A 26,390-nucleotide genomic window follows, 5' to 3' on the forward strand; every position below is an offset into this window, starting at 1 on the left:
AGGCTCTACTGACATCCAATATGTTGCGTACAGCGAGCCAGATCAGGTGCTCGGAACCGACCAGGAGTCACCATGAGCACCATCACCGCGATCGCCCCCGGCATCCCCGCCACCATCGTCGTCCCCGGGCCGCTGCTCGAGGCGACGCTGTCGGGACTCGAGCGCACCGGTGCCCGACTGCCGCACGCGCTGGCCGTGCCCGTCATGCTGGCGCACGCCGCGATCGCGACGGTCGCCTACCGCTGAGTCGGTGACCGGACGCGGACAGGAGGCCCGGTGCCAGCTGCCACCGGGCCTCCCGTTCCGTCTCCGGTCCCGTCCGGGGCCACTGGTACCCTCGACGCAGCAAGTGTGTATCTACCGGACGCCGCACCTCGGCGGACAACGGCGGCACCCGATGGGTCCGCCGGACAGACGCGGGCCGAGAAGGCACACCTCGACATGCTCCAGTCGCGCTCCGCAGACGCTTCCCTGATCGCCCACGCCGGGCGCTCCTACTTCCCGATCGCCCTGATCGCGCGGCTCCCGTTCGCGATGATGGTCGTCGGGGTCCTGACGCTCGTGGTCGCCTCGCGCGACTCGGTCGCACTGGGTGGCATCAACTCGGCCTTCGTCGGCATCGGGTCGGCGGTGTTCGGGCCGATGGTCGGCGCCGCCGCGGACCGGTTCGGACAGCGCACCGTGCTGGTGCCGGTCGGCCTGACCAACGCCGTGCTGCTCGGGGTGTTCCCGTTCGTCGTGCAGGGCTCCGCGCCCGACCTGGCGGTGCTGGCGATGGCGTTCTGCATCGGTGCGAGCGCACCCCAGGTCGCACCGATGTCCCGCTCGCGCCTCGTCGCGATCATCCGGCAGCGCATGGCGCCGGACCGGCACGAGAAGGTCCTGAGCGGCACGATGGCCTACGAGTCCGCTGCCGACGAGGTCGTCTTCATCATCGGACCGTTCCTGGTCGGACTGCTCGCGACGGCCATCGCCCCGTGGGTCGCGGTCGCCGGGGCCTCGGTGCTGACGTTCGTCTTCGTGACCGCGTTCGCACTGCACCCGACCGGCAAGCTGGCCCTCGCGCACCACACCGACGTCCCGCAAGCGCCCGCCAGCCAGCTGCTGCGTCTCCGCCTCGTCGTCGTGGTGGTCGGGATCCTGGGGATCGGGTTCTTCTTCGGCTCGACGCTGACGTCGCTGACCGCGTTCATGGAGACCCACGGCCAGGCGTCCCAGGCCGGCCTGCTGTACGGCCTGATGGGCATCGGCTCGGCCGGGCTCGCGCTCGGGTCGGCGGCGTTCCCGCGGGCCTTCGGTGTCGGCTGGCGATGGCTGGTGTTCGGCGTCGTCCTGCTGGGCGGGACGATCGCCTTCGCGTCGGCGGACTCCGTCGTGGCGGTCGCGGTCGTGCTGGCGGTGATGGGCATCGGCATCGGCCCGACCCTCGTCGCGCAGTACAGCCTGGGGTCGGACCGCTCCCCGGTGGGTCGGTCGGCGACGACCATGACGATCCTGGGCTCGGCGGTCATCGTCGGGCAGTCGCTCGCGTCGGCGGTCGTCGGCGACGTCGCGGAGCGCTCGGGCACGGCGACGGCGATGCTCTTCCCCGCGGTGTCGGCCGGCATCGTCGTACTGGCCGCGGTCGTGAACCTGGTGCTGTCGCGCCGCAGGGCCTGACGCGGCGGCCGGACGCCGCGCCGTGCTGCGGCTCGTGCGAGGTTGCACGGCCCGTGGCCGGTTGTTGCCGGGCACCGGGCAGGGAACCTCGCACGGGCGGCGAACCTCGCACGGTGCGCGCGCCCGAGCGCACCCGCCCGGCGCATGCCTACTCGGTGTCGTCGACCAGCAGGTCCTCGTGCCGGTAGTCGCCCGACCGGACCCCCGCCCGCGCGATCATGTGCGTCGACACGGGCACCAGGAACAGCTGGAACACCATGATCGGCAGCACCACCCAGAACGCCGTCCAGGTCCCCACCGCGACGACGATCGCCGCGAGTGCCAGCGCCAGCCCGAGCACCTGCGGCTTCGCCATCGCGTGCAGGCGCACCAGCGGATCGGGGAAGCGCACGATGCCCACCGCGGCGCCGAGGGACAGCACCGAGCCGACCAGCAGCAGCACGAGCGCGATCCACGCCCGCACCCCGGCGGTGTCGATGAAGGACTGCAGGATCTCGGTCACGACTCGCTCCGTTCCGGGATCGTCACGTCGGTGCCCTCGTCGGACGGGTCGGACGACGGCGTCACCGCCCGGGCGACCGCGACGGTGGCGAACACGCTCGTCGCGGCGATCACCACGAGCACCGGGATGGCGGTCAGGTCCCGGCGGATGACCATGGCGGCGGCGATCACCACCAGCACGGTGGTCAGCACCAGATCGGAGCCGATCATCCGGTCCAGGATCGTCGGTCCGCGCACGATGCGGAACACGGCGAGTGCCAGCGTCGCGCCGAGCAGGGTGAGCACGAGGGCGATGCCGACGCCCATGACGACGAGCCCGGCGTTCATCGCGTCACCTCGGGCAGGGGGTCGGACAGTTCGGCGACGTCCTGCTTCGACCCGAGGGCCTTGATCACCAGGGCGTCGATCCGCAGCGCCATCCGCTTCTCGGCCTCGACCTGTTCCTGCCGCTCGGTGTCGAGCACGTGCAGCAGCAGGCGTCGGCGGTGCAGGTCGACGTCGGCGACGTACGAGCCGGGCACGAGTGAGACGGCGAGCGTCGCCAGGGTGAAGGTCATCTCGGAGGTCGTGTGCAGCTGCACCAGGACGATCGAGCTGCGCCGGACACCGCGGGGCCGGAACGCCACCCACGCGACCTTGAACGACGCCGCGATGACGAGCCCCGACCACACGACCAGGAACCGCAGCGCGTGCGGCACCGAGAACCGGGGGGACAGGGGAACGGGCGGCAGCGGCAGCGCCTGGGTCACGAGCACCGCCACGACGAGCCCGCACAGCAGCGTCAGCGGGGTCCACGACCCCCACAGCAGCGCCCAGAACACGGTCAGCCCGATACCGAGCGGCACCTCGTAGCGCCAGGCGACGACGATGCGCCGGGCCCGGGTGATGCGTCGTGTGTCGTTCGTCACTGCGCGCTCCCCAGGACGGCCTGCACGTAGGACACGGGCGACTCGAGTGACTCCGCCGCGCGGGTCGCGTACCCGTACAGCGGGCCGGCGACGACGGTCAGCGCGACCGATCCGAGCACCGCGACGGTGGTGACGCCCACCAGCATCCGGGGCAGGCGCACCTTCTCACCGGTCAGCAGGGCCGGACGGGAGGTTCCGCTCACCGGGGCGGCGTCGGTGACGGTCACCGAGCCTCCCGCGATGACACTGCCGTCGGCTTCGGAGACCGTGACCGGCGCCGGTTCCGGCGCGCGCAGGTGCTCGCGCGGCTCGGCGACCGAGGCGTGCGGTGCCGCCGGCTCGGCGGCCGGCTTCGGCCGCCAGAACGCGGCGTCCCACACCCGCATGAGCGCGTACAGGGTGAGCAGCGAGGTGACGACGCCGGCGCCGATCGTGACGTAGGCCATCGGGCTGCCCTGCTCGGCCGCGGCACGGAACAGCCCGAGCTTGCCGATGAAGCCCGAGAACGGGGGGATGCCGCCGAGGTTGAACGCCGGGATCAGGTAGAGCGCCGCCAGCAGCGGGGTCGCCTTGAGCAGCCCGCCGAGCGACCTGGTCGACGTCGTCCCGCCGACGCGTTCCATCAGCCCCGACACCAGGAACAGGGTGGTCTGCACGACGATGTGGTGCACCGTGTAGAACACCGCGGCAGCCGTGCCGGCGACCGTGCCGAGCCCGATGCCCATCACCATGAAGCCGATGTGGCTGATGAGCGTGAAGGACAGCAGCCGTTTGACGTCCGTCTGCGACACGGCGCCCAGCACGCCGACGATCATCGTCAACGCGGCGACCACCAGCAGCACGGTGTTCAGTTGCGGCCTGGGGAAGATGATCGTCTCGAGCCGGATGATCGCGTAGATGCCGACCTTGGTGAGCAGGCCCGCGAACACCGCGGTGACCGGCGCCGGCGCGGTCGGGTACGAGTCCGGAAGCCAGAACGCCAGCGGGAACACGGCCGCCTTGATGCCGAACCCGATGAGCAGCATCGTGTGCAGCAGCAGCTGGACGTGCTCGGGCAGGGCGGCCATGCGCTCGCTGATCTGGGCGATGTTGACCGTGCCGACGGCGCCGTAGACCAGGCCGATCGCGGACAGGAACAGCGCCGACGCGATCAGGCTCGTCACGATGTAGGTGGTGCCGGCGCGGACCCGCTGCTCGCTGCCGCCCAGGGTGATGAGCACGTAGCTGGCCACCAGGAGCATCTCGAACGCGACGTACAGGTTGAACAGGTCACCGGCGATGAACGAGTCGAGGACGCCCGCCGCCAGCACCAGGTACGTCGGGTAGAAGATCGTGACCGGTGCCTCGCCGTCGTCGGCGGCCAGGCCCTGCCCGATCGAGAACAGCAGGACGAGCAGCAGCACGCTCGCGCTCACGGTCAGCAGCAGGGCACTCAGCCGGTCGACCACGAGTGAGATGCCGTACGGCGCCTGCCAGCCACCGACCTGCACCACGATCGTGCCGTGCTGGTCGACGAGCACCATGAGCGTGGCGGCGACGGCCAGCGCGATGACCAGGACGGCGACCGTGATCGCGCGCTGGAGCTTCTGGTGGCGGAGCAGTCCGAGGGCGACCGCGGCGCCGAGCAGCGGGACCAGGACGAGCAGCGGTGCGAGGAAGGTCATCGGTGCTCCTGCCGCTCGGGGTGCGGTTCGTGGTGGCGCTCGTGGCCGTCGTCGGACTCGGACTCGGGGTCGGTGTCCGTCTCCGGGTCGTCGTGTCCGGCCGCCGACCGGTCCCGCCGGATCGCGACGTCGGCCTCGTCCACCTCGACCTCGTCCGCGCGGGACAGGGTCCACGAGCGGTGGATCAGCGCGAGCAGGAACGCGCTGACCGCGAAGGTGATGACGATCGCGGTCAGGGCGAAGGCCTGGGGGAGCGGGTCGGTGATCCCCTCGGCCGACGTGCCGATCGGCGGGTTGCCCGCGGCACCGGACATGATCAGCAGCAGCAGGTTGAGCGCGTTGCCGAGCAGCAGGAACCCGAGCAGCATCCGGGTCAGGGAGCGTTCGAGCAGCAGGTAGACGCCGCACGAGAACAGCACGGCCATCGCGATGACCAGGACCAGGGTGACGGTCATGCGGAGACCTCTTCCGTGTCGCGGCTGGCTTCGGTGGTGTCGCTGGTCGGGACGCGGGAGTCCTCGAGTCGCTGCCGGTCGACCTCGGCGCCCAGACTGCGCAGCACGTCGAGCACGAGCCCGACGACGACCAGGTAGACCCCGATGTCGAAGAACGTCGCCGTGACGAACTCCACGTGGCCGAGCACCGGGACCGTGGCCTCGAAGAACTCCGAGTACAGGGCGTCCTTGCCGAAGAACAGCGGGACGATGGCGGTGATCGCGGCGGTCGCGACCCCCAGCCCGAGCAGACGGCCGGCGCGCACGGGGGCGGCCGCACCGAGCTCGGCGGCGCCGCCGGCCAGGTAGCGCGCGGCGAGCGCGATGCCCGCCACCAGGCCGCCCGCGAACCCGCCGCCCGCGGCGTTGTGTCCGGCGAACAGCAGGTACAGGGACAGCACGATCAGGCCGTGGAACAGCAGCCGAACGACCACGTCGAGCAGGGCGGACCGGCCGGTCGGCAGTGCAGCGCTGGTGGGCAGCCAGGCGCGTGGTTCGCCGTCGGCACGGTCGTTCGTCGCGTCGCCCGGGGCCATGTCGCGCAGGCGGGGCAGCGTGTCCTCGCGCGAGTTCACGAAGATCAGGCTGGCGACCCCGGTGGCCGCCGCGACGACGACGGTCAGCTCGCCGAGGGTGTCCCAGCCGCGCAGGTCGACCAGCGCGACGTTCACGACGTTCAGGCCGTGTCCGAACGAGCTGGTGAGCGCGGGGATGTCGGGCCAGATCGGGGTGGCCGTCCGGGACGAGGCGGCGACGACGACCACGATCGCCAGGGTCAGCCCGGCCAGACCGGCGAACAGTGCGCGGAGCACCCGGAATCGCGAGGGGTTGGCGGTGTTGATGCGCGGGGGGAGCCGGCGGAGCACGAGCACGAACGCGATGAGCGTGACGGTCTCGACGACCAGCTGCGTCAGGGCCAGGTCGACGGCCCCGTGCAGGACGAACAGCACGGACATGCCGTAGCCGGTGACCCCGACCAGCACGGCCGCCGCGAAGCGGGTCTTGGCGGCGGTGACGGCGATCGCGGCGATCGCCATCACGATCACCACGGGGACCTGGCCCCACGAGTCGGCGAACCGCACCCGGAACTGCCACGGGCCGCCGACGACCAGGTTCGCGAGCGCCCCGGCGACGAACACCGACAGGATCACGGTCAGGTAGTAGGGGAGCGAGCCGCGCTGCAGGTTGGCGGTCAGGGCCGTCGCGCCGCGGTCGAGTCCACGCATCAGGCGCCGGTACGTGCCCGCGGCACTCGGGGCTCCGGCCAGGCGGTGCTGCAGGGCTTCGACCCGGGTGCGCGCGGCGAAGAGCGCCACGCCGCCCAGCACCGTGATGGCGGAGATGCCGAGCGCGGGCTCGAGGCCGTGCCAGAGCGCCAGGTGCGGCACGACGTCGTCCCCGGGCAGCGACGCGGCCGCGGCGGCAGGCTCGATGCCGTGGGCGACGAGGGGGGTGAGCAGCCCGAGGGCCAGGCCGGTCAGGCCGAGCACGGACGGCACGACGCCCAGCCCGTGCAGCGCGTGCGGTTCGGTCTGCGGGACGCCGGGCTTGGTGGCGAAGGTGCCCCAGAAGAACCGGAGCGAGTACGCCACCGTCAGGACGGAACCGATCGTGACGCCGACCAGCGCGAGCCACGCCCACCCGGCATCCGGGCCGTGCAGGGCCTCGACGAAGCCGGTCAGCACGGCTTCCTTCGCGACGAAGCCGATCGTGGGCGGGATCCCGGCCATCGAGACCAGCGCGAGCACCGCGACCGTCGCGAGCCACGGCATCCGACGACCGACACCGCTGAGCTTGCCGAGCTCACGCGTGCCGGTCACGTGGTCGACCGTGCCGACGACCAGGAACAGCGTGGACTTGAAGGTCGCGTGGGCGACCAGCAGGGCGACGCCGCCGAGCGCCACGGCCGGTGAGCCCCACCCGGCGGCCAGGACGAGGAACCCGAGCTGCGCCACGGTGCCGTACGCCAGCAGCAGCTTGAGGTCGGTCTGCCGCAGGGCCCGGTACCCGCCGACGAGCATGCCGAGCACGCCGAGGACGGTGACGGTCGCGTGCCACCCGTCGAGCAACGCGAACGCCGGGGCCAGTCGTGCGACCAGGTAGATGCCGGCCTTCACCATCGCGGCGGCGTGCAGGTAGGCGCTGACGGGAGTCGGTGCGGCCATGGCGGCGGGCAGCCAGAAGTGGAACGGGACGATCGCCGACTTCGTCAGGGCACCGACGAGCACCAGGACGACCGACACGGTGACGACCGTGCCCGTCGGGGGCTGCTCGATGATCGCCGAGAGCCTGGTCGTGCCGGCCGCGACGGAGAGCATCACGAGCCCGGCCAGCATCGCCAGCCCGCCGGCCGTCGTGACGACGAGCGCCTGCATCGCGGCTGCCCGGCTGGCGCGCTTGGCCGCGTCGTGGCCGATGAGCAGGTACGAGAAGACGGTGGTCGCTTCCCACAGGACGAACAGCACGATGACGTCGTCGGCGATGACCAGCCCGTACATCGACCCGGCGAACGCGGTCAGCACGCCGGCGAAGCGGCCGAGCCCCGGTTCGTCGTCCCCGAAGTACGACGCGCAGTACACGAGCACCAGGGCGCCGACGACCGACACCACGAGCGCGAGCACCCAGGACAGGGCGTCGACGCGCATCCCGATCGCCAGGTCGAGCTGGGGGATCCACGAGAACGACTCGGTGACCCCGCCGTGCAGTGCCCGGTCGGTCTGGGTGATGGTGAGGACAGCTGCGGCGGCCGGAGCGAGGGCGGCGACGTAGAAGGAGCGTCGGCCGAGCAGCGGGGTGAGGGCCGGCACCACCAGGGCGACGACGGCGAACGCGACGAGGACGGTGACCATGGGGCGCCTCCTCGGGGTCGGGCGTGCAAGTCCGGCTCTGGGTGGCTCACAGGCTACCGAGAGCGGGATGGGCAGAACCTGTGCGGCCGGACAGGATGCCCGATCGCGGATCAGACTGCGAGCACCACTCTGCCCGCCCCGACGGCACCCTGTCCGGCCCACGCCCGGGCGACCCCGGCCATCGGGACGGCGGTCGCATCCACCGCGATCGTGCCGTCGGCGATCGCTCGGACGATGCCGGGCAGTTCCGCCACGAAGCCGCCGATGCCCACGGAACCCTGCCCGCTGCCGACGACGGTCAGCCCCGATGCCCGCAGTGCCGCGGACGGGATCACCGCCTCGGGACCGGCTGTCGATCCGATCGCGATCCAGTCGAGGCGGTCGCCGCGGGCTCGCCGTGCGGTGACGATCGCCGCCATCGCCGATGCGGTCGGAGCGCCCCAGACGTAGTCGAGCACCACGTCGACGTCCGACGCCGCGGCCGCCAGGGCTGCGACGTCGTCGAGCGGCACGACCGCGTCGGCTTCGAGCGCGGCGAGCGTGGCCAGGCGTCGGGGATCGCGCCCACTGGCCACCACACGCGAGGCGCCGAGGTGCTTCGCGACCTGGATCGCCGCGCGCCCGGAGGCCCCGGTCGCGCCGAGCACCAGCACGCGGGCTCCGGCGGGGAACACGATGCGCTGGCGCAGGGCGACCCAGGACGACATCACCGGGTTGGTGCCGGCGGCGACGGTGACGGGGTCGGTGCCGTCGGGCAGCACGACACTGGCGCGGGGGTCGACCGCCACGCGCTCGGCCATCGAGCCGCGGGTGTCGGACTGCACCGCGAAGTACCGGAGCGTGCCGTCCGGGAACCGCCCGACGCCGTCCACGCCGGGGACCAGCGGGAGTGCCCCGTCGCTCGTGTAGTGCGAGCCGGATGCCTGGGAGCGCACCCGGGGGTGCAGCCCGGCAGCGACGACGTCGACCAGGACCTGATCGGCGGTGGGGGTGGGGTCCTGGAACGTCGTCCAGGTCGGGGCGGTGTCGAAGTGGGTGACGACGGCTGCGTGCATGATCGGCTCCTGTGGTTCGTGTTACGAATCAAAGTAGTTCGTTTCACGAACTGCGTCAACTAGGCTGTCGTCATGGACACGAGCGAACAGGACCGCCTGGTCGACGCCCTCGGGCAGACGGCCTTCACCACCATGGGTGCACTGACCGACCTGGCCGCGGACGCGGGTCTGTCCCTCACCCAGCTGCGGGTGCTGGCGATCCTGCGCGACCGCCGTCTGCGGATCGGCGACCTGGCGGCGTACATGGGGCTCGAGAAGTCGACGATGACCGGTCTGGTGGCGCGGGCGTCGACGAAGGGGCTGCTGGCGCGGGTGCCGAACGCCGACGACGCACGCGCGGTCGACGTCGTGCTGACGGATCGCGGCCACGAGGTCGCGGCGGAACTCGAGACCGCGATCCGACGCGCCCTGGTGCCCCTGACCGAGAAGCTGCCGGCGGCGGACCGGCGCCGGCTCCGTGACCTGCTCGAGCGCATGCTGCGCTGACGGCCGCTTCCGGCAGCTACCGCCCGTGTGCGCGCGACGGGATCTGCGTCGCGAGCTTGCCGCCCGACACGTCGAGCAGCGTCCCCGTGATGTACGCCGACGCGTCGCTCGCCAGGAACACCAGCAGGTCGGCGACGTCGTCCGGGGTCTCCCACCGCCGCAGCGACAGGGTGTCGAGCAGCCGGTCCTGGGCCTCGGCCGGCATGGTCGCGAAGCCGTTCATCGCCGTCGGCACCATGCCCGGCGCGTACGCGTTCACCGTGATGCCCCACGGCCCGAGCTCCGACGCCAGCACCCGCGTGAAGGCCACGACGGCGGACTTCGACGCGGCGTAGGCGGCGCTGCCGACACTCGGCACGATCGCCGCGAAGGACGCCGCGTTGATGATCCGCCCGCTGCCGGCCCGCTGCATCACCGGGGCCACCGCCTGGCTCATCAGGAACGTGCCGCCCAGGTTGACGTCCATGCACCGCTGCCAGTCCGGCCACGTCAGGTCCGCCACCAGGCCGTCCACGTTGATGCCGGCGTTGTTCACGAGCACGTCGATCGTGCCGTGCCGGTCGACGACCGTCTCCACCGCCGCGGCGACCGAGTCCGGGTCGGCGACGTTGCACACGACGTGGTCGGGGTCGTCCGGCCCGTCGAAGGCCAGGTCGAGGGCGACGACGCGTGCGCCCTCGGTGCGGAAGCGCTCCGCGAGCACGCTCCCGATCCCGCGGCCGGCTCCGGTGACGACGACCACACGGTCGCTCAGGTCGAGGTGCATCATCGCTCCTGTCCAGTCGACGGACGTCGTCGACACCACCACCTCTACCATTCCCCCATGGCCAACGCAGCATCGGGACGAGTCCTCTGGATCACGGGAGGCGGCAGCGGCATGGGTGCCGCAGCCGCCCGGACCGCGGCGGCGAGCGGCTGGACGGTGGTGCTCAGCGGGCGCCGGGCGGACCGGCTGCACGAGGTCGCGGACCAGGTCCGGCAGGCGGGCGGTACCGCGGACGTGCTGCCGCTGGACGCATCCGACCAGGAGGCGGTGGTCGCCGCCGCAGCGACCGTCGCGTCCCGACACGGTCGGCTCGACGGCCTGGTGCTGGCCGCCGGCCTGAACGCGCCGGCACGCCGGTGGGACGACCAGTCGCTCGAGACGTTCCGCGCGGTCGTCGACACGAACCTGACCGGCGTCGTGAGCGTCGTCGACGCCGCGCTCCCCGCACTCCGGACGAGCGGTGCCGGCGTGGTGGTCGTGGTGTCCTCGTACGCGGGATGGTCCTTCCAGCCGGGGGCCGGAGTCGCTTACTCGGCGTCGAAGACCGCGCTCGGCTCGGTCGTCCGGACCCTCAACCAGCAGGAGGCACCGCACGGTCTGCGGGCGACGCACCTGTGCCCCGGCGACGTCGCGACCGACTTCCTGCAGCAGCGTCCGACGGTGCCCGACGCCGCCGCCCGCGCCGTGATGCTCACCCCCGAGGACATCGGCCGCACGATCGGGTTCGTCCTCGACGCCCCGGCGCACGTCCGAGTCGACGAGCTCGTCATCAGCCCGGTCTCCCAGCGCTGACGCGCGGCCGCCCCACCCCACCCGCACTCCCCGCCTTCTCGCGAAAGCGACACATCTCCGCCGACAGTCCCGCCAGATCTGTCGCTTTCGCGAGGGGAACGAACGTGGGCCGCGCGGATCTGTCGCTTTCGCGAGGGGGACCGGCCGTCCACCTGACGGACCGCCGGGTGTCCGCCGGACAGGTGCCGAGCCTCCTGTCCGTCCACCTGTGGGAACGCATAGCGTGACGGCCATGCGCACCCGAACCGCCGCCCCGCTCGCGTCACTCGCCCTGGTCGTCCTGGCGCTCGCCGGGTGCACGGCAGGGCCCGATGCCGAGGACGACGAGCGCGGCCGGGTCTCGGCCTCGCCGCCGAGCGACCTGGCGCGCGACGAGGCCGCCCCGACCGGCGCCGTGCGCGACGTGGCGACCGACCTGCAGGCGCCGTGGTCGGTCGTGATGACCGACGCCGACGTGCCGCTCGTGAGCCTGCGCGACTCGGGCGACGTCCTCGAACTGGCGGACGACGGTCCACGCGCACCGTCGGAACGGTGGACGGCATCCGGCACGGCGGCGAGGGCGGGCTGCTCGGACTGGCGGTCGAGGACGACGACCTGTTCGTGTACTCCACCGGCCAGGACGGCAACCGGGTCGAGCGCTACCCGCTGACGGGGCAGCCCGGGTCGTACGGCCTCGGCGACCCGACGACCGTCATCGACGACCTGCCGGCGAACAGCTTCCACAACGGCGGCCGGATCGCGTTCGGACCCGACGACATGCTCTACGTCACGGTCGGCGACGCCGGAGCGCGGTCCGAGGCGCAGGACCGGGACTCGCTGGCCGGCAAGATCCTGCGCCTGACGCCCTCGGGCGCCGTGCCGGACGACAACCCGTTCGCGGGCTCGCCGGTGTACTCGCTCGGGCACCGCAACGTGCAGGGGCTGGGGTGGGCGGACGACGGCACGATGTTCGCCTCGGAGTTCGGCGAGGACACGTGGGACGAACTGAACGTGATCCGGGCCGGCGAGAACCACGGGTGGCCCGAGGTCGAGGGGAAGGGCGGGACCGACCAGGGCTTCGTGGACCCCGTGCAGCAGTGGCGGACCGACGACGCGAGCCCCTCGGGTCTGGCGGTCGTCGACGAGACGGTGTTCATCGCGAACCTGCAGGGCGAGGTGCTCCGGTCGGTGCCCGTCGCCGAGCCGACGACGTCACGCGAGTGGTTCGGCGGGACCTACGGGCGGCTGCGCACCGTGCTCGAGGGCCCGGACGACACGCTCTGGTTCGTCACGAACAACACCGACGGACGCGGTTCCGCCGGCGACGGCGACGACCGGATCCTGTCCGTGGACCTGACCGACTGACGCGGGCGTACTGTCCGGGACATGCCTGCTCTCACCGACACGTTCGTCATGTCCAACGGTCTGCACATCCCGAAGATCGGCTTCGGCACCTGGCAGATCCCCTCCGGCACCCAGGCGTACGACGCCACCCGAGCCGCCCTCGACGCCGGGTACCGCCACATCGACACCGCCCTGGCGTACGGCAACGAAGCCAGTGTCGGCGAAGCGGTGCGCGACAGCGGTGTCCCGCGCGACGAGGTCTTCATCACCACCAAGCTGCCGGCCGAGATCAAGACGGCGGCCGGTGCGCGCGACGCGTTCGCCGAGTCGTCGGGCAACCTCGACCTGGGCGTCGTCGACCTGTACCTGATCCACGCGCCGTGGCCCTGGAGCGACATGGGCAGCGACCACCGCGACGGCAACGTCGAGGTCTGGAAGGTGTTCGAGGAGCTCTACGACGCCGGCAGGACGAAGTCCATCGGCGTCTCCAACTTCGCCGTCCCCGACCTGGAGCACCTGCTCGGCGCCACCGACGTCGTCCCGCACGCCAACCAGATCCGCTGGTTCATCGGCAACACCCAGGACGACACCACGGCGTTCTGCGCCGAGCGGGACGTCCTGGTCGAGGGCTACTCGCCGCTCGCCACGGGCGGGTTGCTGTCGAACACGGCCATCCAGGAGATCGCGGCGGGGTACGACAAGACCGTCGCCCAGGTCGCCATCCGCTACCTGCTCGAGAAGGACGTGCTGCCGCTGCCGAAGTCGACCACGCCGTCGCGCATCGCCGAGAACGCGGACGTCGACTTCGTGCTCTCGCCCGAGGACATCGCGACGCTCGACGCGCTGCAGGACACCACCGACTGAGCCGCTCCCGCTAGCCTGACGCCATGTCGACGATGACGGACCTGGTCCCCGATCCCGGCGCCCTCGAGCGCATCGCCACCGGCAGCACCTGGGCCGAGGGGCCGCTCTGGATCCCGGAGACCAGCACCCTGCGCTGGTCGGACATCCCCGGCGACCGGATCCTGCAGTGGCATGCTGCGTCCGGCGCCGTGGACGAGTACGCCACCGGGGTCGAGTTCACGAACGGCCGCACGCGCGACCGGGACGGCAGCGTCGTGCAGTGCTCGCACGGACACCGGCGGGTCGAGCGCGACCGGGACGGCGTCGTGACGGTGATCGCCGATGCCTGGAACGGCGTCCGGCTCAACTCCCCGAACGACGTCGTGGTCGCGCGGGACGGCAGCGTGTGGTTCACCGACCCGGCCTACGGCATCACCCAGCCGCGCGAAGGGCACCCCGGCGTCCGGGAGTACGGCGACCACTGGGTGTTCCGCTGCGGCCCCGACGGCCAGGACCTGCGCCCGGTCGTCCTCGACGTGGACGAGCCGAACGGACTGGCGTTCGACCCGTCCGAGCGGGTGCTCTACGTCGCGAGCTCGTCCGGTGACGCCCCCGTGATCCGGGCCTACGACGTCGACGCGTCGCCCCGGGGAGACGGGGACGCCGTCCTGCCCCGCGTGAAGAACGGCCGCGAGTTCGCGCGGTTCGGAGCTGGCGAGGGCGTCCCCGACGGCATCCGGGTCGACGTCGCGGGCAACGTGTGGTCGTCCTCGCACCGGGGCATCGTCGTGTTCGCCCCCGACGGCAGCCGCATCGGCGAGGTCCCCGTGCCCGAGGTCGTGTCGAACCTGTGCTTCGGCGGCGACGACGGCACCACGCTGTTCCTCACCGCCACTACGAGCGTGTACCGGCTGCCGACGGGGACCCGCGACGCCGTATCCTGACTCGGCCATGCAGTGCGACTACTTCGACCGCGGGGTGTGCCGCTCGTGCACGCTCATGGGGCAGCCGTACGCCGAGCAGGTCCTCGACAAGGAACTCCGCACCCGTGAGCTCCTGCACGACGCGGTCGAGGCTGCCGGAGGACCGGGCGCGGTCTCGTGGCTGCCGGCGGTCACCAGCCCCGAGTCCGGCTACCGCAACAGGGCGAAGATGGTCGTCGGCGGATCCGCCGAGCACCCCACGATCGGCCTGCTCGACCACCGGCAGCGTGCCGTCGACATCCGGCACTGCGGCATCTGCACGCTGGGCATCCGCCAGGCCCTGCCCGTGCTGGCCGACTTCGTCACGTCGGCCGGGCTGATCCCGTACGACGTGGCCTCGCGTCGGGGTGAGCTGAAGTTCGTCCTGGTCACGGAGTCGCCCGACGGCGAGCTGATGGTGCGCTTCGTGCTGCGGTCCGAGGGGCAGCTCGCACGGCTGCGGTCACGGCTCGGCGACCTGCTGCTCGCGCTGCCGCGCGCCGTGGTCGTCACCGCGAACCTGCTGCCCGAGCACAAGGCCGTCACCGAGGGGGAGCGCGAGATCGTGCTCACCGAACAGGAGACCCTGCCGATGCGGGTCGGCCCCGTCACGATGCACCTGCGGCCGCAGAGCTTCTTCCAGACGAACACGGTCGTGGCGTCCGAGCTCTACGCCCAGGCGTCGGCGTGGATCGACGAGGTCGCTCCGTCCTCGATGTGGGACCTGTACTGCGGCGTCGGCGGGTTCGCCCTGCACGCCGCGCGACCCGGGCGGCTGGTCACCGGGATCGAGACCTCGCGCGAGGCGATCCGGTCCGCCGGGCAGTCCGCGCGCGAGGCCGGGTCGTCCGACGTCCGGTTCGCCGCCGACGATGCCACCGAGCACGCGCTGCGCGCCCGGCCCGACCAGACGCCGGAGCTCGTCGTCGTGAACCCGCCCCGCCGCGGCATCGGGACGGCACTCGCCGACTGGCTCGAGGGCTCGGACGTCCAGCACGTCGTCTACTCGAGTTGCAACCCCGTGACGCTGGCGCGTGACCTGGCGCGCATGCCGTCGCTGCGGTTGCGACGGGCCCGGGTGCTGGACATGTTCCCGCAGACCGGACACCTGGAAGCCGTCACCCTGCTGTCCCGCATCGGGTCCTGACGCCTGGCCCGCAGGCGCATCGGTCGAGCTGCTCCGGCAGAAACCGACCATTGCCAGGGAATTCGGATGTTCATCGTCACGGGGACGTCGGATCCGCTCGGACGCGGCGATCCGGCCGTACAGGAAATCGTTCTCGGCGCCTAGCACCAATGGGTAGAACCATTTGTCTCAGTTTGATAACGAGTCGGAGTTTCCTATGGTGGCCGACCGTGACGCCGGCGCGACCACTGCCCCCGGCGACACCTCACCAGACCGCGATCGGTCGGGGTGGGCAGTGGAACGCCGGATCTCCGGCGCGCGACCCCGTTGGAGCAACACACATGAAGAAGACCACCCGAACTCGCGCCGTCCTCGGCGGACTCGCCTTCGCCGGCATCGCCGCAGCCGGCGTGGGGCTGTCCGCCCCCGCGAACGCTGCCGACGGCTCGACCTGGGACGCCCTCGCGCAGTGCGAGTCCGGCGGCAACTGGGCGATCAACACCGGCAATGGCTACTACGGCGGCCTGCAGTTCACGCAGAGCACCTGGACCGCCAACGGCGGCTCCGGGAGCCCGGCGAACGCCAGCCGCGAGACGCAGATCGCCGTCGCGGAGCACGTCCTCGCGTCGCAGGGCTGGGGCGCATGGCCCGCCTGCTCCGCGAAGCTCGGCCTGAGCGGCACGACCGGTGCCGCGCCGGCTGCCATCCCGCAGCAGCAGGCAGCTCCTGCCGCCGCAGCACCGGCTCCGCAGGCCGCCGCCCCCACGGCGACCGCGCCGCGCACGTCGGTGGCGCCGAAGGCCACCACGCCGGCAGTCCCGGCCGGGCCCACCAAGCCCGCGGCCGTGCCGACGAGCGGCAAGACCTACACGGTGGCGTCGGGCGACACGCTCGACAGCATCGCCACCAAGCTGGAGATCGACGGCGGCTGGAACACGCTCTGGGCCGCGAACACCTCGATCGACAACGCGAACCTGATCTACGCGGGTCAGACGCTGCAGCTCCCGGCCTGATCCGGACCACCGGATCGGGTCGCCCGGTCACCACGAACGCCCCCACGACCACTGGTCGCGGGGGCGTTCGTCATGCTGCTCACCGATCAGTGCGGGTTCGTCGCCAACCAGTTCGTCAGGTCGTCCGACCGGAGCGCGGCGCTGAGGGACTGCACGGCGCCCTGGTTCACGGTGACGTAGGACTGTCCGTCCGGTGAGGTGCCGCCGCCCGCCGTGGGCATCGTGAAGGTCTGCAGGTCGTCCGGCGAGGCATGGCGGAGCGACCAGCCCAGGCCGACGAGGGTGCCGAAGTCGAGCCCGGGATCGACGGACAGGTACCTGCTGGTCGCGGTGACGAAGTCCTGGATGCGACCGGGGTCGGTCAGGGTGCCCTTCGACAGCACGCCGTCGACGATCCCGCGCATGAACGCCTGCTGGTTCGCCACCCGGGTGTGGTCGGCATCGGCGAACGCGTGTCGCTCCCGCACGAAGTCCAGCGCTGCGGTGCCGTCGAGCCGGTTCTCGCCCGCGACGAAGTGGTGGCCGCCCGCCTCGAACGCCTGCGGAGACCGCACCGTGACCCCGCCGAGCGCGTCCGTCATGCCCGTGAACCCCGCGAAGTCGATCTCGGCGACGTGGTCGATCCGGACGTCGAGCAGCTGTTCGACGGTCTGCACCGTGAGCGGGATGCCACCCCACGCGTACGCCGCGTTGACCTTCGCCGTGCCGTGTCCGGGGATGTCGACCCACGAGTCGCGCATGATCGACATGAGCTGCACCGATCTGCGGTCGGCCGGCAGGTGCGCGAGCATCAGGGTGTCGGAGCGGCCGCCGGCCGTGTGGTCGCCGCCCGGGTCGAGGCGGCTCCGGGAGTCGGACCCGATCAGCAGGACGTTGACCGCGTCGTCGTCCGCCGGGGCCGGGCGTTCGCCGGTCGGGAAGGCGTCCGCGATGGTGTCGGTGTTGCGGTCGTAGCTGCGCGCGAGACCGCTGACGAAGATGCTCGCGACGACGGCGATCACCGCCGCGATGCCGACGAGCGAGCCGAGGGTGGCGACGAGCGCCACGAGGAACGGGCGTCGGCGACGCGGGGCGGAACGGCGACCGGACATGCAGACTCCTGGGATCGAGTCGGCCCTGGTGCCGACGACCCAGTGTACTCCATGTGGTATTTCAGATGCTATTGCTTCTGCGAGCGCTCCATGATGCGCCCGAGCGCGGCACGCAGTTCGGCGTCGTCGGGCAGGACCTCGCGCTCGACGTGCTTGGCCTCGCCCCAGGCGGCTCGGCCCCGTTCGGTCACCGTGACGACCCGGCGGCGGCGGTCGTCGGGGTGCGGGCCGCGCTCGACCAGTCCGTCGCGCTCGAGACGTTCGAGTGTGCGCGACATCGTCTGGGGCTGGACCCGAGCCGTCCGGGCCAGGGTGTCCGCGCCCGTGGGGCCGGTGCGGATCAGGATGTCGATGGCGATCAGGGCCGCGTGTGGCAGCCCGATCTCGCGCAGACGCTCGTCCCAGTCGCGCTCGACCGACCGTGCTGCCGCTGCCAGGAGTCGGCCGAGCGGCCAGGCGGCGGGATCGTCGTGCATGGACCCGAGTCTACGGAGCGACGCTCGCGCGTCACCGAGTGTTCAGCATGCTGACGATTGGAGTACGCTCAGCGCCGTGCCCCGCTTCCTCCGCATCGTGCTCCCCGCGCTCGTCATCGTGGTCTGGCTCGGCGTCGCCTCGGTCAGCGGCCCGTTCTTCGGCAAGATCTCCGAGGTCTCGACCAACGACCAGACCTCGTTCCTGCCCGCGTCCGCCGACGCGACGAAGGTGCAGCAGCAGTCCGCAGCGTTCCGCGACGAGACCGGCGCCCCGGCCGTCGTCGTGCTCGAGCGTGACGGTGGTCTGCGGTCGTCCGACACCGCCGCGGCATCGGACCTGGCCCAGCAGCTGGGGGACCGGTCCGACGTCGCGTCCGTCAGCCCGCCGATCCCGAGCCAGGACGGCGACGCGGTCGAGATCGTGGCGACACTGACGAAGGCCGCGGAGACCGGCGACGCCGTCGCCGCCATCCGGAGCGACGTCGACCGAGCGCTGCCGTCCGGGGTGCAGGGCTTCGTGACGGGGCCGGCCGGCTTCACCGCCGACCTGACCGCGGCGTTCGCGGGCATCGACGGAATCCTGCTCGGGGTGGCACTGCTCGCGGTGCTGGTGATCCTGGTGGTCGTCTACCGGTCGCCGCTGCTGCCGTTCCTGGTCCTGGGCACCGCGACGTTCGCCCTGACGGCATCGATCCTGGTCGTCTACGCCCTGGCGAAGGCGGGCATCGTCACCGTCAACGGGCAGGTGCAGGGCATCCTGTCGATCCTGGTGATCGGCGCCGCGACGGACTACGCCCTGCTGTACGTCTCGCGCTACCGCGAGGCGCTGCGGGACCAACGCACCGGGTGGGACGCCACGAAGGCGGCACTGCGCGGCAGCCTCGAACCGATCCTGGCCTCCGGCGGCACCGTCATCGTGGGCGTGCTCTGCCTGCTGCTGTCGGACCTCAACTCGAACAAGGCGCTCGGGCCCGTCGCGGCGATCGGCATCGCGTTCAGCGTGCTCGCCGCCCTGACGCTGCTGCCCGCGCTGCTGCTGGCCTTCCGACGCGCCGCGTTCTGGCCGCTCCGACCGACGTACGGCAGCGCCCACAAGGCCGTGACCGGGCCGGACGCCCGCGGGGTCTGGGCACGGGTCGGTCGGCTGGTGGCCCGACGGTCGCGCGTGGTCTGGATCGTCTGCACGGTCGGTCTGCTGGCGATGGGGACCGGGTTGCTCGGGCTCCGGGCCGACGGCGTGCCGCAGAGCGACCTGGTGATCGGGCAGTCCCAGGCCCGCGACGGCCAGACCGTGCTCGCCGACCACTTCCCGGGGGGATCGGGCAGTCCCGCCCAGGTGATCGGTGACGCCGACCGCCTCGACCGGCTCGTCGCGGCCATCGAGCGCACCGACGGCATCGACGGGGTGGCCGCGGTGTCGAAGCAGTCACAGACCGGCACCGTGCCGGTCGGCAAGGACGCCGACGCGACACAGGGCCGCACCGGGCAGCCCGGCGCGACGCAGTCCGCCACCGGGCAGGCGGCCGAGCCGACCGTGGTCGACGGTCGTGTGCTGCTGCAGGCCACCCTGACCGACACCGCCGACTCCGACGCCGCCGAGCAGACCGTCCGCGACCTGCGGGTCGCCGTCGAGCGCGCCGACCCGGGGGCGATCGTCGGCGGGGTCACCGCGACGGCGGTCGACACGAACGACACCGGCATCCGCGACCGCACGCTCATCATCCCCGTCGTGCTGGTCGTGATCCTGCTCATCCTGATGCTGTTGCTGCGCAGCATCGTCGCGCCCCTGGTGCTGATCGGCAGCGTGATCGTGTCCTTCGCGGCGGCCCTCGGTGTCGGTGCGCTCGTGTTCGACCACGTGTTCCACTTCCCCGGAGCCGACCCGTCCGTCCCGCTGTTCTCGTTCGTGTTCCTGGTGGCGCTCGGCGTGGACTACAACATCTTCCTGATGACCCGGGTGCGCGAGGAGACGATCCGCTCGGGGCCGCACGAGGGGGTGCTGCGCGGGCTGGGCGTCACCGGCGGCGTGATCACCTCGGCCGGCGTCGTCCTCGCCGCCACCTTCGCCGCGCTCGGCGTCATCCCGATCCTGTTCCTGGTGCAGATCGCCTTCGTCGTGGCGTTCGGGGTGCTCCTCGACACGATCGTCGTGCGCTCGCTGCTGGTGCCCGCGCTGGTGTACGACCTGGGCCACCGTGCGTGGTGGCCGTCGCGCCTGTCGCGCAAGCACGCTGACATGTGACACGCTGGGCCCATGCCAGTCCCCTCGACGCAGCCCGCCGCAGAGCGGAAGCTCCTCCGTGACACCGTGCAGGACAAGATCCGCGACGCGATCATGGACGGCACCCTCGAACCGGGCGAGCGCCTGAACGACGACGACCTGATCGCCTGGCTCGGCGTCTCGCGCACCCCCATCCGCGAAGCACTGGCCGAACTGGCCCGTGCGGGTCTCATCGAGATGGCGCCGAACCGCTACACCCGGGTCGCCGCACCGTCGAAGGACGAACTGCTCGACGCCTACCGCACCCTCGGCGTCATCTACGGCGGTGTGGTCCGACTGGCCGTGCCCCGGCTGAAGGACGGCGAACGCAAGAGGATCGTCGCGATGATCGACCGCAGCCTGGCGAGCCTGGACAAGGACGAACAGGCGAAGGTCGCCCACGACGGCGCCGACCTGTACTCGATGTGGGCCGGGTCGTGCGGCAACCCGTCGCTCGAACAGCTCTGCCGCTCGACGACCGACGGGCTGGCGTTCAAGCTGCGCGTGCCCGAGCTCGCCGAGCTGATCCCCGCCGACGTCGTGCGCCCCGAGCTGCAGAAGCTGCGCGACGCGGTCGTCGCGAAGGACCCGATCGCGGCGGAGCTCGCGATGGAGGCCGTGCACCTGCTGCCGACGCGCGGCTGACACCGGACGCTCGCGCGGCGACCAGCCGACGGACAGGAGGCGCGGGGCGGGCCCGCACCGGGCCTCCAGTCCGGGGGTGGTCCGGACCGGTTCTCGGGTCCGTCCCATGCTCATCCCGCGGTCTGCGGTTATCGTGCTGCAGTGAGCACGCAGCCTGAAGAGACGACCGAGCGCCGCCGACGCGGCACCGTGCCGCCCCGGCACGGCCGGCAGAAGCGCGGGATCGGCGTGGTGATCCCCGCCATCGCGGGCGTGCTGACGATGGGGCTGCTGCTGAGCGGCGGGTACGCGGCCTTCGCCTACAACCGACTGGCATCGAGCGTCACCAAGGTCGACGCGATCACCGGTTCGACGACGAAGCAGGACGACGTCGACGGCAAGGCCATGAACATCCTGCTGGTCGGCGACGACCACCGGCCGGACAACGCGACGCCCGAGCAGCTCGCCGAACTGAGCACCGAGTCCGACGGCGGCGCGACCAACACCGACACGATGATCGTGTTGCACATCTCGGCCGACGGCAAGGACGCGACGATGATCTCGTTCCCCCGCGACTCGTACGTGTCGATCCCCGGTGTCGGCAAGGGCAAGCTCAACAGCGCCTTCTACTACGGCACGTTGAACAACGGCGGGGCTGCAGGCGGAGCGCAGCTGCTCATCAAGACGATCGAGGGCCTGAGCGGGCTGTCGATCGACCACTACGTCCGGGTCTCCCTGCTCGGCTTCTACGAGATCGTCAAGCAGCTCGGCCCGGTCAGCGTGTGCCTGAAGGAACCGGCGAAGGACGAGTACTCCGGGGTCGACCTGCCCGCCGGCGACTCCCAGCTCGACGCCAAGCAGGCGCTGTCCTTCGTGCGGCAACGGCACGGCCTGCCGAACGGCGACCTGGACCGGCAGGTCCGCCAGCAGTACTTCCTGTCGCAAGAGGCGCGCAAGATCCTGTCCGCCGGCACGCTGCTCAACCCGGTCAAGGCCACGAACGTCATCGACGCGATCGGTGGGTCGATCGAGACGGACCAGGGTCTCGACATGCTCTCGCTCGCCACGCAGCTGCGGAACCTGCGGCCCGCGGCGATCAAGTCCGCGACGATCCCGATCCTCGGCACCCCGACCATCTCCGTCGGCGGGTCCGCGCTGTCGATCGTCGAGGTCGACACCGCGGGCATGCCGGCCTTCGTGCAGGGGCTGGTCGGACAACCCGAGGCCTACACGACGGCGACCGCCGCGGACCCGGCGTCGGTCTCGGTCACGGTGCTCAACGGCAGCGGCGTCACGGGTGCGGCCGGTGCGGCGGGGACGACGCTGGCGGGCCGCGGCTTCCAGGTCGGCGCTCCGGGATCGTCCGACACCACCGCGACGACGATGGTGCAGTACCCCGCCGGGTCCGAGGCGCAGGCCAAGGCCGTCGCCGACGCCGTGCCCGGCGCTGTGGCGGTGCAGACGGCCAGCGTGACGGGTGTCACGCTGGTGCTCGGGACCGACGGCAAGACCGCCGTGGCCGCCCCGGCTGCCCCGGCGGCACCCGCAACGGGCTCCGCCGATGCCGGGTCGTCCGACGGTGGCTCGTCCGCGGCGTCGCCCTCGGACGAGCCGAGCCCGACGTCGACCGCGGTGCACGCGTACGGTCAAGCGGACTCCTGCATCTACTGACCCCGACTTGCACCACCGCCGGAAGAATGTCACATTCTGGTGGTGACGATCGACCGGCCAGCACTCCGCGCCGAGGAGTGCGCACTCCTGGCGGCGGTCGGTCACGGCGACCGGGCGGCGTTCACCCGCGTGCACGAGCGGTACCGCCCGCTCGTGCAGCACTGGGTCCGCCAGTACCTCGCCGACGCGTGCGTGGCGGACGAGGTCGTGCAGGACGTGTTCTTCGAGCTGTGGACGATCGCCGACCGGTTCGACCCGGAGCAGTCGGCCGTCGCGTGGATCCGGACGATCGCCCAGCGCCGCGCGATCGACCGCCTGCGGAAGGCACGTGCGGACCGGGACCGCGACCTGCGGATCGGGGCGCGTGACCTGGAGCTCGTCGACCACGCCCACGTCGAGCGCGCGGAGTCGGTGCTCGACCGTCGGGACCTGTACCGCGCGGTGCGCGCACTGCCCGATCGGCAACGGGACGCCGTCGTCCTGCGGTACCTGGTCGGGATGAGCGGCCCCGAGACGGGGGAGCGGCTCGGTGTCTCCACCGCCACCGCGAAGTCCCGGGCGCGGGACGGCATCCTGGCGTTGCGCCGGGTCATGACGACCGCGTCCGGGACATGCCCGTAGGTTCGACACGTGAGCACCTCCGCGCAGCCGATCACCCTCGTGACCTACAACATCAAGAACCCGGACCCGGCCCACGACTGGCCGGCGCGGCTGCCCGTCCTGCTCGACGTCGTCCGCCGGCACGATCCCGACGTGCTCTGCGTGCAGGAGGCCTTCGACCACCAGATGGACGACCTGCGCCAGGGGCTGCCCGGGTACGGCGACGTCGGCCAGGGACGTGAGGGTGGCACAGCGGGCGAGCACGCCGCCGTGTTCTTCCGGACCGCACGGCTCCGCCCGGTCGACGAGGGCTCCTTCTGGCTGTCGGACACCCCCGACGAGCCGGTGTCGAACACCTGGGGCAGCGTCTTCCCGCGCATCGCGAACCACGCCCGGTTCCTCGACCTGCAGGGCGACGACTTCACGCTCGTGACGACGCACTTCGACCACGAGGACACCGCGCACGGTGACGACGTCCGTGCACGGAGCGCAGCGTTGATCGTCGAGCGGTTCGCGGGCGTCGACGGACCAGTCGTGTTCGCGGGCGACTGCAACGAGCCGGCCGGTGCCGGTGCGGCGTCGCGGGTGTTCGCCGAGGGCGGGTTCACCGACGCGTGGGTCGTCGCCGGTGATCCCGAGGACCGGACGGCGACGTTCAACGACTGGGAGCCGCCGGTCAGTTCCGGCGAGCGGATCGACTGGGTCCTGACCAGGGGCGTGACCGCGGTCGAGCGGGTCGTGATCGACCACGACGGGCCGGAGACCTGGTTCGCCAGCGACCACTTCCCGGTGGTGGCGCGCCTGCGGATCTGAGTCGGCGTCAGCAGCCGTGGTCGGCGTTGACGGGCAACGGCGACCCGATCACGGTGACGGTGGTGTCGTCCGTCAGCGCCGAGACGCCGTTCGTGCCGGCGCCCGCGCGGTCCGACGGCCACCCCTCGGCGAGCAGGACCTGCCAGGCCGTGGCGTCGCCGGACCCGAGGGACTCGCGGTCGCGCTGCCGTGCGTCGTCGATCAGGTCGTGCACGTCGTCGCCGACCTGCACGTCATCGGGTCCGCTCAGCTCGACGAGCCCGCCGGTGCGCGCGCGGACCTCGGAGCGGAGGATGCGGACCTCGAGCGCGTTGCCGAGGTCGGAGGGGCTGGTGAGTGCAGCCACGCGGAACCCGCCGCCCCACGTGTACGTGACACCGGCGGGGAAGCACCGGCCGCCGTCACCCTCGGCGGTCTGGGTGCGCGACGGCGTGCCGAACAGTCGGTCGAGCAGCGCGACGGTCTCGTCCGCGTTGCGCATCGACGCGACGGCGACGGTCCGGTCGCCGCGGCGCAGGGTCATCGACTCGGCATCGAGCTCGAGGCCGTCGACACGTCGGAGCTTGGCGTTCGACACGTGCGCGGCGTCGGGCCCGGGGGTGACCTCGGCGGCGACGGCCCGGTCGTCGAGCGCGTGCCCGTGCGACAGGTCGGCGGTCGTCGCACCGGCCACGATGGCGAGTGCGGCAGCGCCGAGCGCGATGCAGGTCCGAGCGGTCACCGTCCGACCGTACGACCACGGGTCCTGCTCGGCGACGGGTGTTACCGAATCGGGTCCGCGCCGTCACCGGACCGTGATGTTCGCCACGGGCTGTCCGGAGCCGCGCGACGGACCGGCCCCGGGCCTCCTGAACGGGGCGGCCGGGCGGCCGGGCGGCCGGGCGGCCGGGCGCGAGCGGGGGACACCCGCCTGACGGGACGGAGAGGCCCCGCTGCGTAGCGTCGTGGCCATGACGGACCAGCAGCTCGACCAGTACGCAATGCAGGACCCGACCACGATGTACGCCGACAAGCAGCCGGACGAGCAGTACCTCCCCGGCGCCGGGACCGACGAGGAGATGGCGAAGAACGTGCCGGCCGACCACGGCGAGGACACCTACCGCGGCGCCGGTCGTCTGGAGGGCCGGAAGGCGCTCGTGACCGGCGGCGACTCCGGGATCGGTGCTGCGGTCGCGATCGCCTACGCCCGCGAGGGTGCCGACGTCGCGATCGGCTACCTGCCCGAGGAGCAGGAGGACGCCGACCGCATCGTCGGGCTGATCGAGGCTGCCGGGCGCAAGGCCGTCGCGATCCCGGGCGACATCACCTCGCTTGCGTTCTGCGAGCAGCTCGTCGCGACCGCGGTGCAGGAACTCGGTGGACTGGACATCCTGGTGAACAACGCGGGCAAGCAGCAGAACGTCGAGTCGATCGTCGACATCTCGGACGAGGAGTTCGACGAGACCTTCACGACGAACGTGTACGCGACCTTCCGGATCACGAAGGCCGCGGTGCCGCACCTGCAGCCCGGCTCGACGATCATCAACACGACGTCGATCCAGGCGTACGCGCCGTCGCCGCACCTGGTCCACTACGCGGCCACCAAGGCGACCGTGAACAACCTGGCGAAGGGCCTGGCGGCGCAGCTCGCACCGAAGGGCATCCGCGTGAACGCCGTCGCACCCGGGCCGATCTGGACCCCGTTGCAGCCGGCCGGTGGTCAGCCGCCCGAGGCGCTGCCGTCCGCGGGCGAGCAGACCTACCTGGGCCGCTGGGGCCAGCCGGCCGAGCTCGCACCGGCCTACGTGTTCCTGGCGAGCGGCGAGTCGTCGTACGTCGTCGGGGAGACGCTGCACGTCGACGGTGGGATGCCGACGCCGTAGCGGTCCGGGTCCCCACTGGACGGACGGGAGGCCCGGTGCCAGCTGGCACCGGGCCTCCCGTCCGGTGTGTGGTGCCGACGTGGCGCGTCAGCCGACGCTGCAGCTCCGTGCCAGGCGCTCGAGGAGCTCGCGGGCCGACAGCGCCGCCGCCAGCTCGACCTCGACCGGGTTGATGCCGAACGCCCGCTCGAGGCGCCGCCGTTCGGCCTGGGCGGCCACCGGCACCTCGGGTCGCTGCGGCAGGACGGCGATCGCCTGCGCGGCCGCCTCGAACGCGCCCTGCGGCCGTCCGAGCTGCTGCCACATCGTCCGGACGTCGTGCGCGACCTGGTCGGGGTCGCCGCCGAACTCGAAGCCGGCGGACGCCATGGTCGCCAGGCCCTGGGCGGTGGGGTGGTCCGGGGTCATGCCGGCATCGTCACACAGCCGACCGGGAACACGCCAGGTGCGCACGACCGTCCTGTCCTCCAGAATGCCGACCCCCGTACCGGGGATTCTGTTGCGCCCCGGAACACGTCAGGCTGAGGGATGCGGACAGGACGTCCGCGATCG

The 26,390-nt window shown here is 72.0% G+C and carries 28 protein-coding genes; 16 read left to right on the top strand and 12 right to left on the bottom strand.

Features of this window, described 5'->3' with window-relative positions; all coding sequences use genetic code 11:
• Nucleotides 1–72 precede the first annotated feature (72 nt).
• Together MT346_RS16935 and MT346_RS16940 are read left to right on the top strand one after the other, a co-directional pair.
• The gene (locus MT346_RS16935; RefSeq protein ID WP_243564267.1) at nucleotides 73–246 is read left to right on the top strand and encodes a hypothetical protein; all 174 of its coding nucleotides are present in this window, start codon (nucleotides 73–75) and stop codon (nucleotides 244–246) included.
• Nucleotides 247–441: 195 nt separating this feature from the next.
• Nucleotides 442–1,659: an MFS transporter gene (locus tag MT346_RS16940; protein WP_243564268.1), complete on the top strand. Its 1,218-nt coding sequence runs from the start codon at nucleotides 442–444 to the stop codon at nucleotides 1,657–1,659.
• 148 nt (nucleotides 1,660–1,807) lie between these two features.
• Here the strand turns inward: MT346_RS16940 and MT346_RS16945 are convergent, their stop codons facing one another.
• The 7 genes from MT346_RS16945 to MT346_RS16975 all read right to left on the bottom strand — a co-directional run bounded on the left by MT346_RS16945 (nucleotide 1,808) and on the right by MT346_RS16975 (nucleotide 9,130).
• Nucleotides 1,808–2,161, bottom strand: coding sequence for a monovalent cation/H(+) antiporter subunit G (locus MT346_RS16945; RefSeq protein ID WP_243564269.1), 354 nt, complete (start codon nucleotides 2,159–2,161; stop codon nucleotides 1,808–1,810).
• Nucleotides 2,158–2,487, bottom strand: coding sequence for a sodium:proton antiporter (locus MT346_RS16950; RefSeq protein ID WP_243564270.1), 330 nt, complete (start codon nucleotides 2,485–2,487; stop codon nucleotides 2,158–2,160). The genes MT346_RS16945 and MT346_RS16950 overlap by 4 nt, the downstream gene beginning before the upstream one ends.
• Nucleotides 2,484–3,068, bottom strand: a complete 585-nt coding sequence (locus tag MT346_RS16955) for a Na+/H+ antiporter subunit E (protein ID WP_243564271.1) — start codon at nucleotides 3,066–3,068, stop codon at nucleotides 2,484–2,486. The genes MT346_RS16950 and MT346_RS16955 overlap by 4 nt, the downstream gene beginning before the upstream one ends.
• A complete protein-coding gene (locus MT346_RS16960) occupies nucleotides 3,065–4,732 on the bottom strand; it encodes a Na+/H+ antiporter subunit D (RefSeq protein ID WP_243564272.1) in 1,668 nt (555 codons plus the stop codon). The genes MT346_RS16955 and MT346_RS16960 overlap by 4 nt, the downstream gene beginning before the upstream one ends.
• A complete protein-coding gene (locus MT346_RS16965; protein ID WP_243564273.1) occupies nucleotides 4,729–5,187 on the bottom strand; it encodes a Na(+)/H(+) antiporter subunit C in 459 nt (152 codons plus the stop codon). Before MT346_RS16965 ends, MT346_RS16960 begins: the two co-directional genes overlap by 4 nt.
• Complete coding sequence (locus MT346_RS16970; RefSeq protein ID WP_243564274.1) at nucleotides 5,184–8,075, bottom strand: Na+/H+ antiporter subunit A; 2,892 nt, start codon at nucleotides 8,073–8,075, stop codon at nucleotides 5,184–5,186. The genes MT346_RS16965 and MT346_RS16970 overlap by 4 nt, the downstream gene beginning before the upstream one ends.
• A 110-nt stretch (nucleotides 8,076–8,185) precedes the next feature.
• Nucleotides 8,186–9,130, bottom strand: a complete 945-nt coding sequence (locus MT346_RS16975; protein WP_243564275.1) for a zinc-binding alcohol dehydrogenase family protein — start codon at nucleotides 9,128–9,130, stop codon at nucleotides 8,186–8,188.
• A 72-nt stretch (nucleotides 9,131–9,202) separates the two neighbouring features.
• Here MT346_RS16975 and MT346_RS16980 point away from each other — a divergent pair, with 72 nt between their 5' ends.
• A complete protein-coding gene (locus tag MT346_RS16980) occupies nucleotides 9,203–9,616 on the top strand; it encodes a MarR family winged helix-turn-helix transcriptional regulator (RefSeq protein ID WP_243564276.1) in 414 nt (137 codons plus the stop codon).
• A gap of 16 nt (nucleotides 9,617–9,632) precedes the next feature.
• Here MT346_RS16980 and MT346_RS16985 read toward each other — a convergent pair whose 3' ends face one another.
• A complete protein-coding gene (locus MT346_RS16985) occupies nucleotides 9,633–10,382 on the bottom strand; it encodes an SDR family NAD(P)-dependent oxidoreductase (RefSeq protein ID WP_243564336.1) in 750 nt (249 codons plus the stop codon).
• A gap of 57 nt (nucleotides 10,383–10,439) precedes the next feature.
• On the opposite strand from MT346_RS16985, the gene MT346_RS16990 reads away from it, so the two are divergent.
• The 7 genes from MT346_RS16990 (at nucleotide 10,440) to MT346_RS18230 (ending at nucleotide 16,441) form a co-directional block, all read left to right on the top strand.
• Nucleotides 10,440–11,174: an SDR family oxidoreductase gene (locus MT346_RS16990; protein WP_243564277.1), complete on the top strand. Its 735-nt coding sequence runs from the start codon at nucleotides 10,440–10,442 to the stop codon at nucleotides 11,172–11,174.
• A 232-nt stretch (nucleotides 11,175–11,406) separates the two neighbouring features.
• Nucleotides 11,407–11,823 carry a hypothetical protein gene (locus tag MT346_RS18520; protein WP_308221920.1) on the top strand — a complete coding sequence of 139 codons (417 nt, stop codon included), beginning with the start codon at nucleotides 11,407–11,409 and terminating at the stop codon, nucleotides 11,821–11,823.
• Complete coding sequence (locus tag MT346_RS16995) at nucleotides 11,706–12,518, top strand: PQQ-dependent sugar dehydrogenase (protein ID WP_308221921.1); 813 nt, start codon at nucleotides 11,706–11,708, stop codon at nucleotides 12,516–12,518. The genes MT346_RS18520 and MT346_RS16995 overlap by 118 nt, the downstream gene beginning before the upstream one ends.
• Nucleotides 12,519–12,539: 21 nt before the next feature.
• Entirely contained in the window at nucleotides 12,540–13,361 is an 822-nt protein-coding gene (locus MT346_RS17000; protein WP_243564278.1) for an aldo/keto reductase, read from the top strand.
• Between the two features lie 23 nt (nucleotides 13,362–13,384).
• Complete coding sequence (locus tag MT346_RS17005; RefSeq protein ID WP_308221922.1) at nucleotides 13,385–14,284, top strand: SMP-30/gluconolactonase/LRE family protein; 900 nt, start codon at nucleotides 13,385–13,387, stop codon at nucleotides 14,282–14,284.
• 7 nt (nucleotides 14,285–14,291) lie between these two features.
• Entirely contained in the window at nucleotides 14,292–15,449 is a 1,158-nt protein-coding gene (rlmC, locus tag MT346_RS17010; RefSeq protein WP_243564279.1) for a 23S rRNA (uracil(747)-C(5))-methyltransferase RlmC, read from the top strand.
• A gap of 320 nt (nucleotides 15,450–15,769) precedes the next feature.
• Nucleotides 15,770–16,441, top strand: a complete 672-nt coding sequence (locus MT346_RS18230; RefSeq protein ID WP_279397204.1) for a transglycosylase family protein — start codon at nucleotides 15,770–15,772, stop codon at nucleotides 16,439–16,441.
• An 86-nt stretch (nucleotides 16,442–16,527) separates the two neighbouring features.
• Here MT346_RS18230 and MT346_RS17025 read toward each other — a convergent pair whose 3' ends face one another.
• Both MT346_RS17025 and MT346_RS17030 read right to left on the bottom strand, forming a co-directional pair.
• Complete coding sequence (locus MT346_RS17025; RefSeq protein WP_243564280.1) at nucleotides 16,528–17,532, bottom strand: LCP family protein; 1,005 nt, start codon at nucleotides 17,530–17,532, stop codon at nucleotides 16,528–16,530.
• A 68-nt stretch (nucleotides 17,533–17,600) separates the two neighbouring features.
• The gene (locus tag MT346_RS17030; protein WP_243564281.1) at nucleotides 17,601–18,008 is read right to left on the bottom strand and encodes a MarR family winged helix-turn-helix transcriptional regulator; all 408 of its coding nucleotides are present in this window, start codon (nucleotides 18,006–18,008) and stop codon (nucleotides 17,601–17,603) included.
• A gap of 76 nt (nucleotides 18,009–18,084) precedes the next feature.
• Between MT346_RS17030 and MT346_RS17035 the strand changes: the two genes are divergently transcribed.
• The 5 genes from MT346_RS17035 (at nucleotide 18,085) to MT346_RS17055 (ending at nucleotide 23,976) form a co-directional block, all read left to right on the top strand.
• Nucleotides 18,085–20,250: an efflux RND transporter permease subunit gene (locus MT346_RS17035; RefSeq protein ID WP_243564282.1), complete on the top strand. Its 2,166-nt coding sequence runs from the start codon at nucleotides 18,085–18,087 to the stop codon at nucleotides 20,248–20,250.
• A 12-nt stretch (nucleotides 20,251–20,262) separates the two neighbouring features.
• The gene (locus MT346_RS17040; RefSeq protein WP_243564283.1) at nucleotides 20,263–20,913 is read left to right on the top strand and encodes a GntR family transcriptional regulator; all 651 of its coding nucleotides are present in this window, start codon (nucleotides 20,263–20,265) and stop codon (nucleotides 20,911–20,913) included.
• Between the two features lie 141 nt (nucleotides 20,914–21,054).
• Entirely contained in the window at nucleotides 21,055–22,563 is a 1,509-nt protein-coding gene (locus MT346_RS17045; RefSeq protein ID WP_243564284.1) for an LCP family protein, read from the top strand.
• Between the two features lie 42 nt (nucleotides 22,564–22,605).
• Entirely contained in the window at nucleotides 22,606–23,184 is a 579-nt protein-coding gene (locus MT346_RS17050) for a sigma-70 family RNA polymerase sigma factor (protein WP_243564285.1), read from the top strand.
• A 9-nt stretch (nucleotides 23,185–23,193) separates the two neighbouring features.
• On the top strand, nucleotides 23,194–23,976 hold the full coding sequence (locus tag MT346_RS17055; protein ID WP_243564286.1) for an endonuclease/exonuclease/phosphatase family protein: 783 nt from the start codon (nucleotides 23,194–23,196) through the stop codon (nucleotides 23,974–23,976).
• A gap of 7 nt (nucleotides 23,977–23,983) precedes the next feature.
• Here the strand turns inward: MT346_RS17055 and MT346_RS17060 are convergent, their stop codons facing one another.
• On the bottom strand, nucleotides 23,984–24,697 hold the full coding sequence (locus MT346_RS17060) for a hypothetical protein (RefSeq protein WP_243564287.1): 714 nt from the start codon (nucleotides 24,695–24,697) through the stop codon (nucleotides 23,984–23,986).
• Between the two features lie 229 nt (nucleotides 24,698–24,926).
• Between MT346_RS17060 and MT346_RS17065 the strand changes: the two genes are divergently transcribed.
• On the top strand, nucleotides 24,927–25,838 hold the full coding sequence (locus MT346_RS17065; protein WP_374202539.1) for an SDR family oxidoreductase: 912 nt from the start codon (nucleotides 24,927–24,929) through the stop codon (nucleotides 25,836–25,838).
• An 87-nt stretch (nucleotides 25,839–25,925) separates the two neighbouring features.
• Here the strand turns inward: MT346_RS17065 and MT346_RS17070 are convergent, their stop codons facing one another.
• A complete protein-coding gene (locus MT346_RS17070; RefSeq protein WP_243564288.1) occupies nucleotides 25,926–26,246 on the bottom strand; it encodes a hypothetical protein in 321 nt (106 codons plus the stop codon).
• Nucleotides 26,247–26,390: the final 144 nt, after the last annotated feature.

Origin of the sequence: Curtobacterium sp. VKM Ac-2922 (assembly GCF_022815645.1) — a bacterium.
GTDB lineage: Bacteria > Actinomycetota > Actinomycetes > Actinomycetales > Microbacteriaceae > Curtobacterium.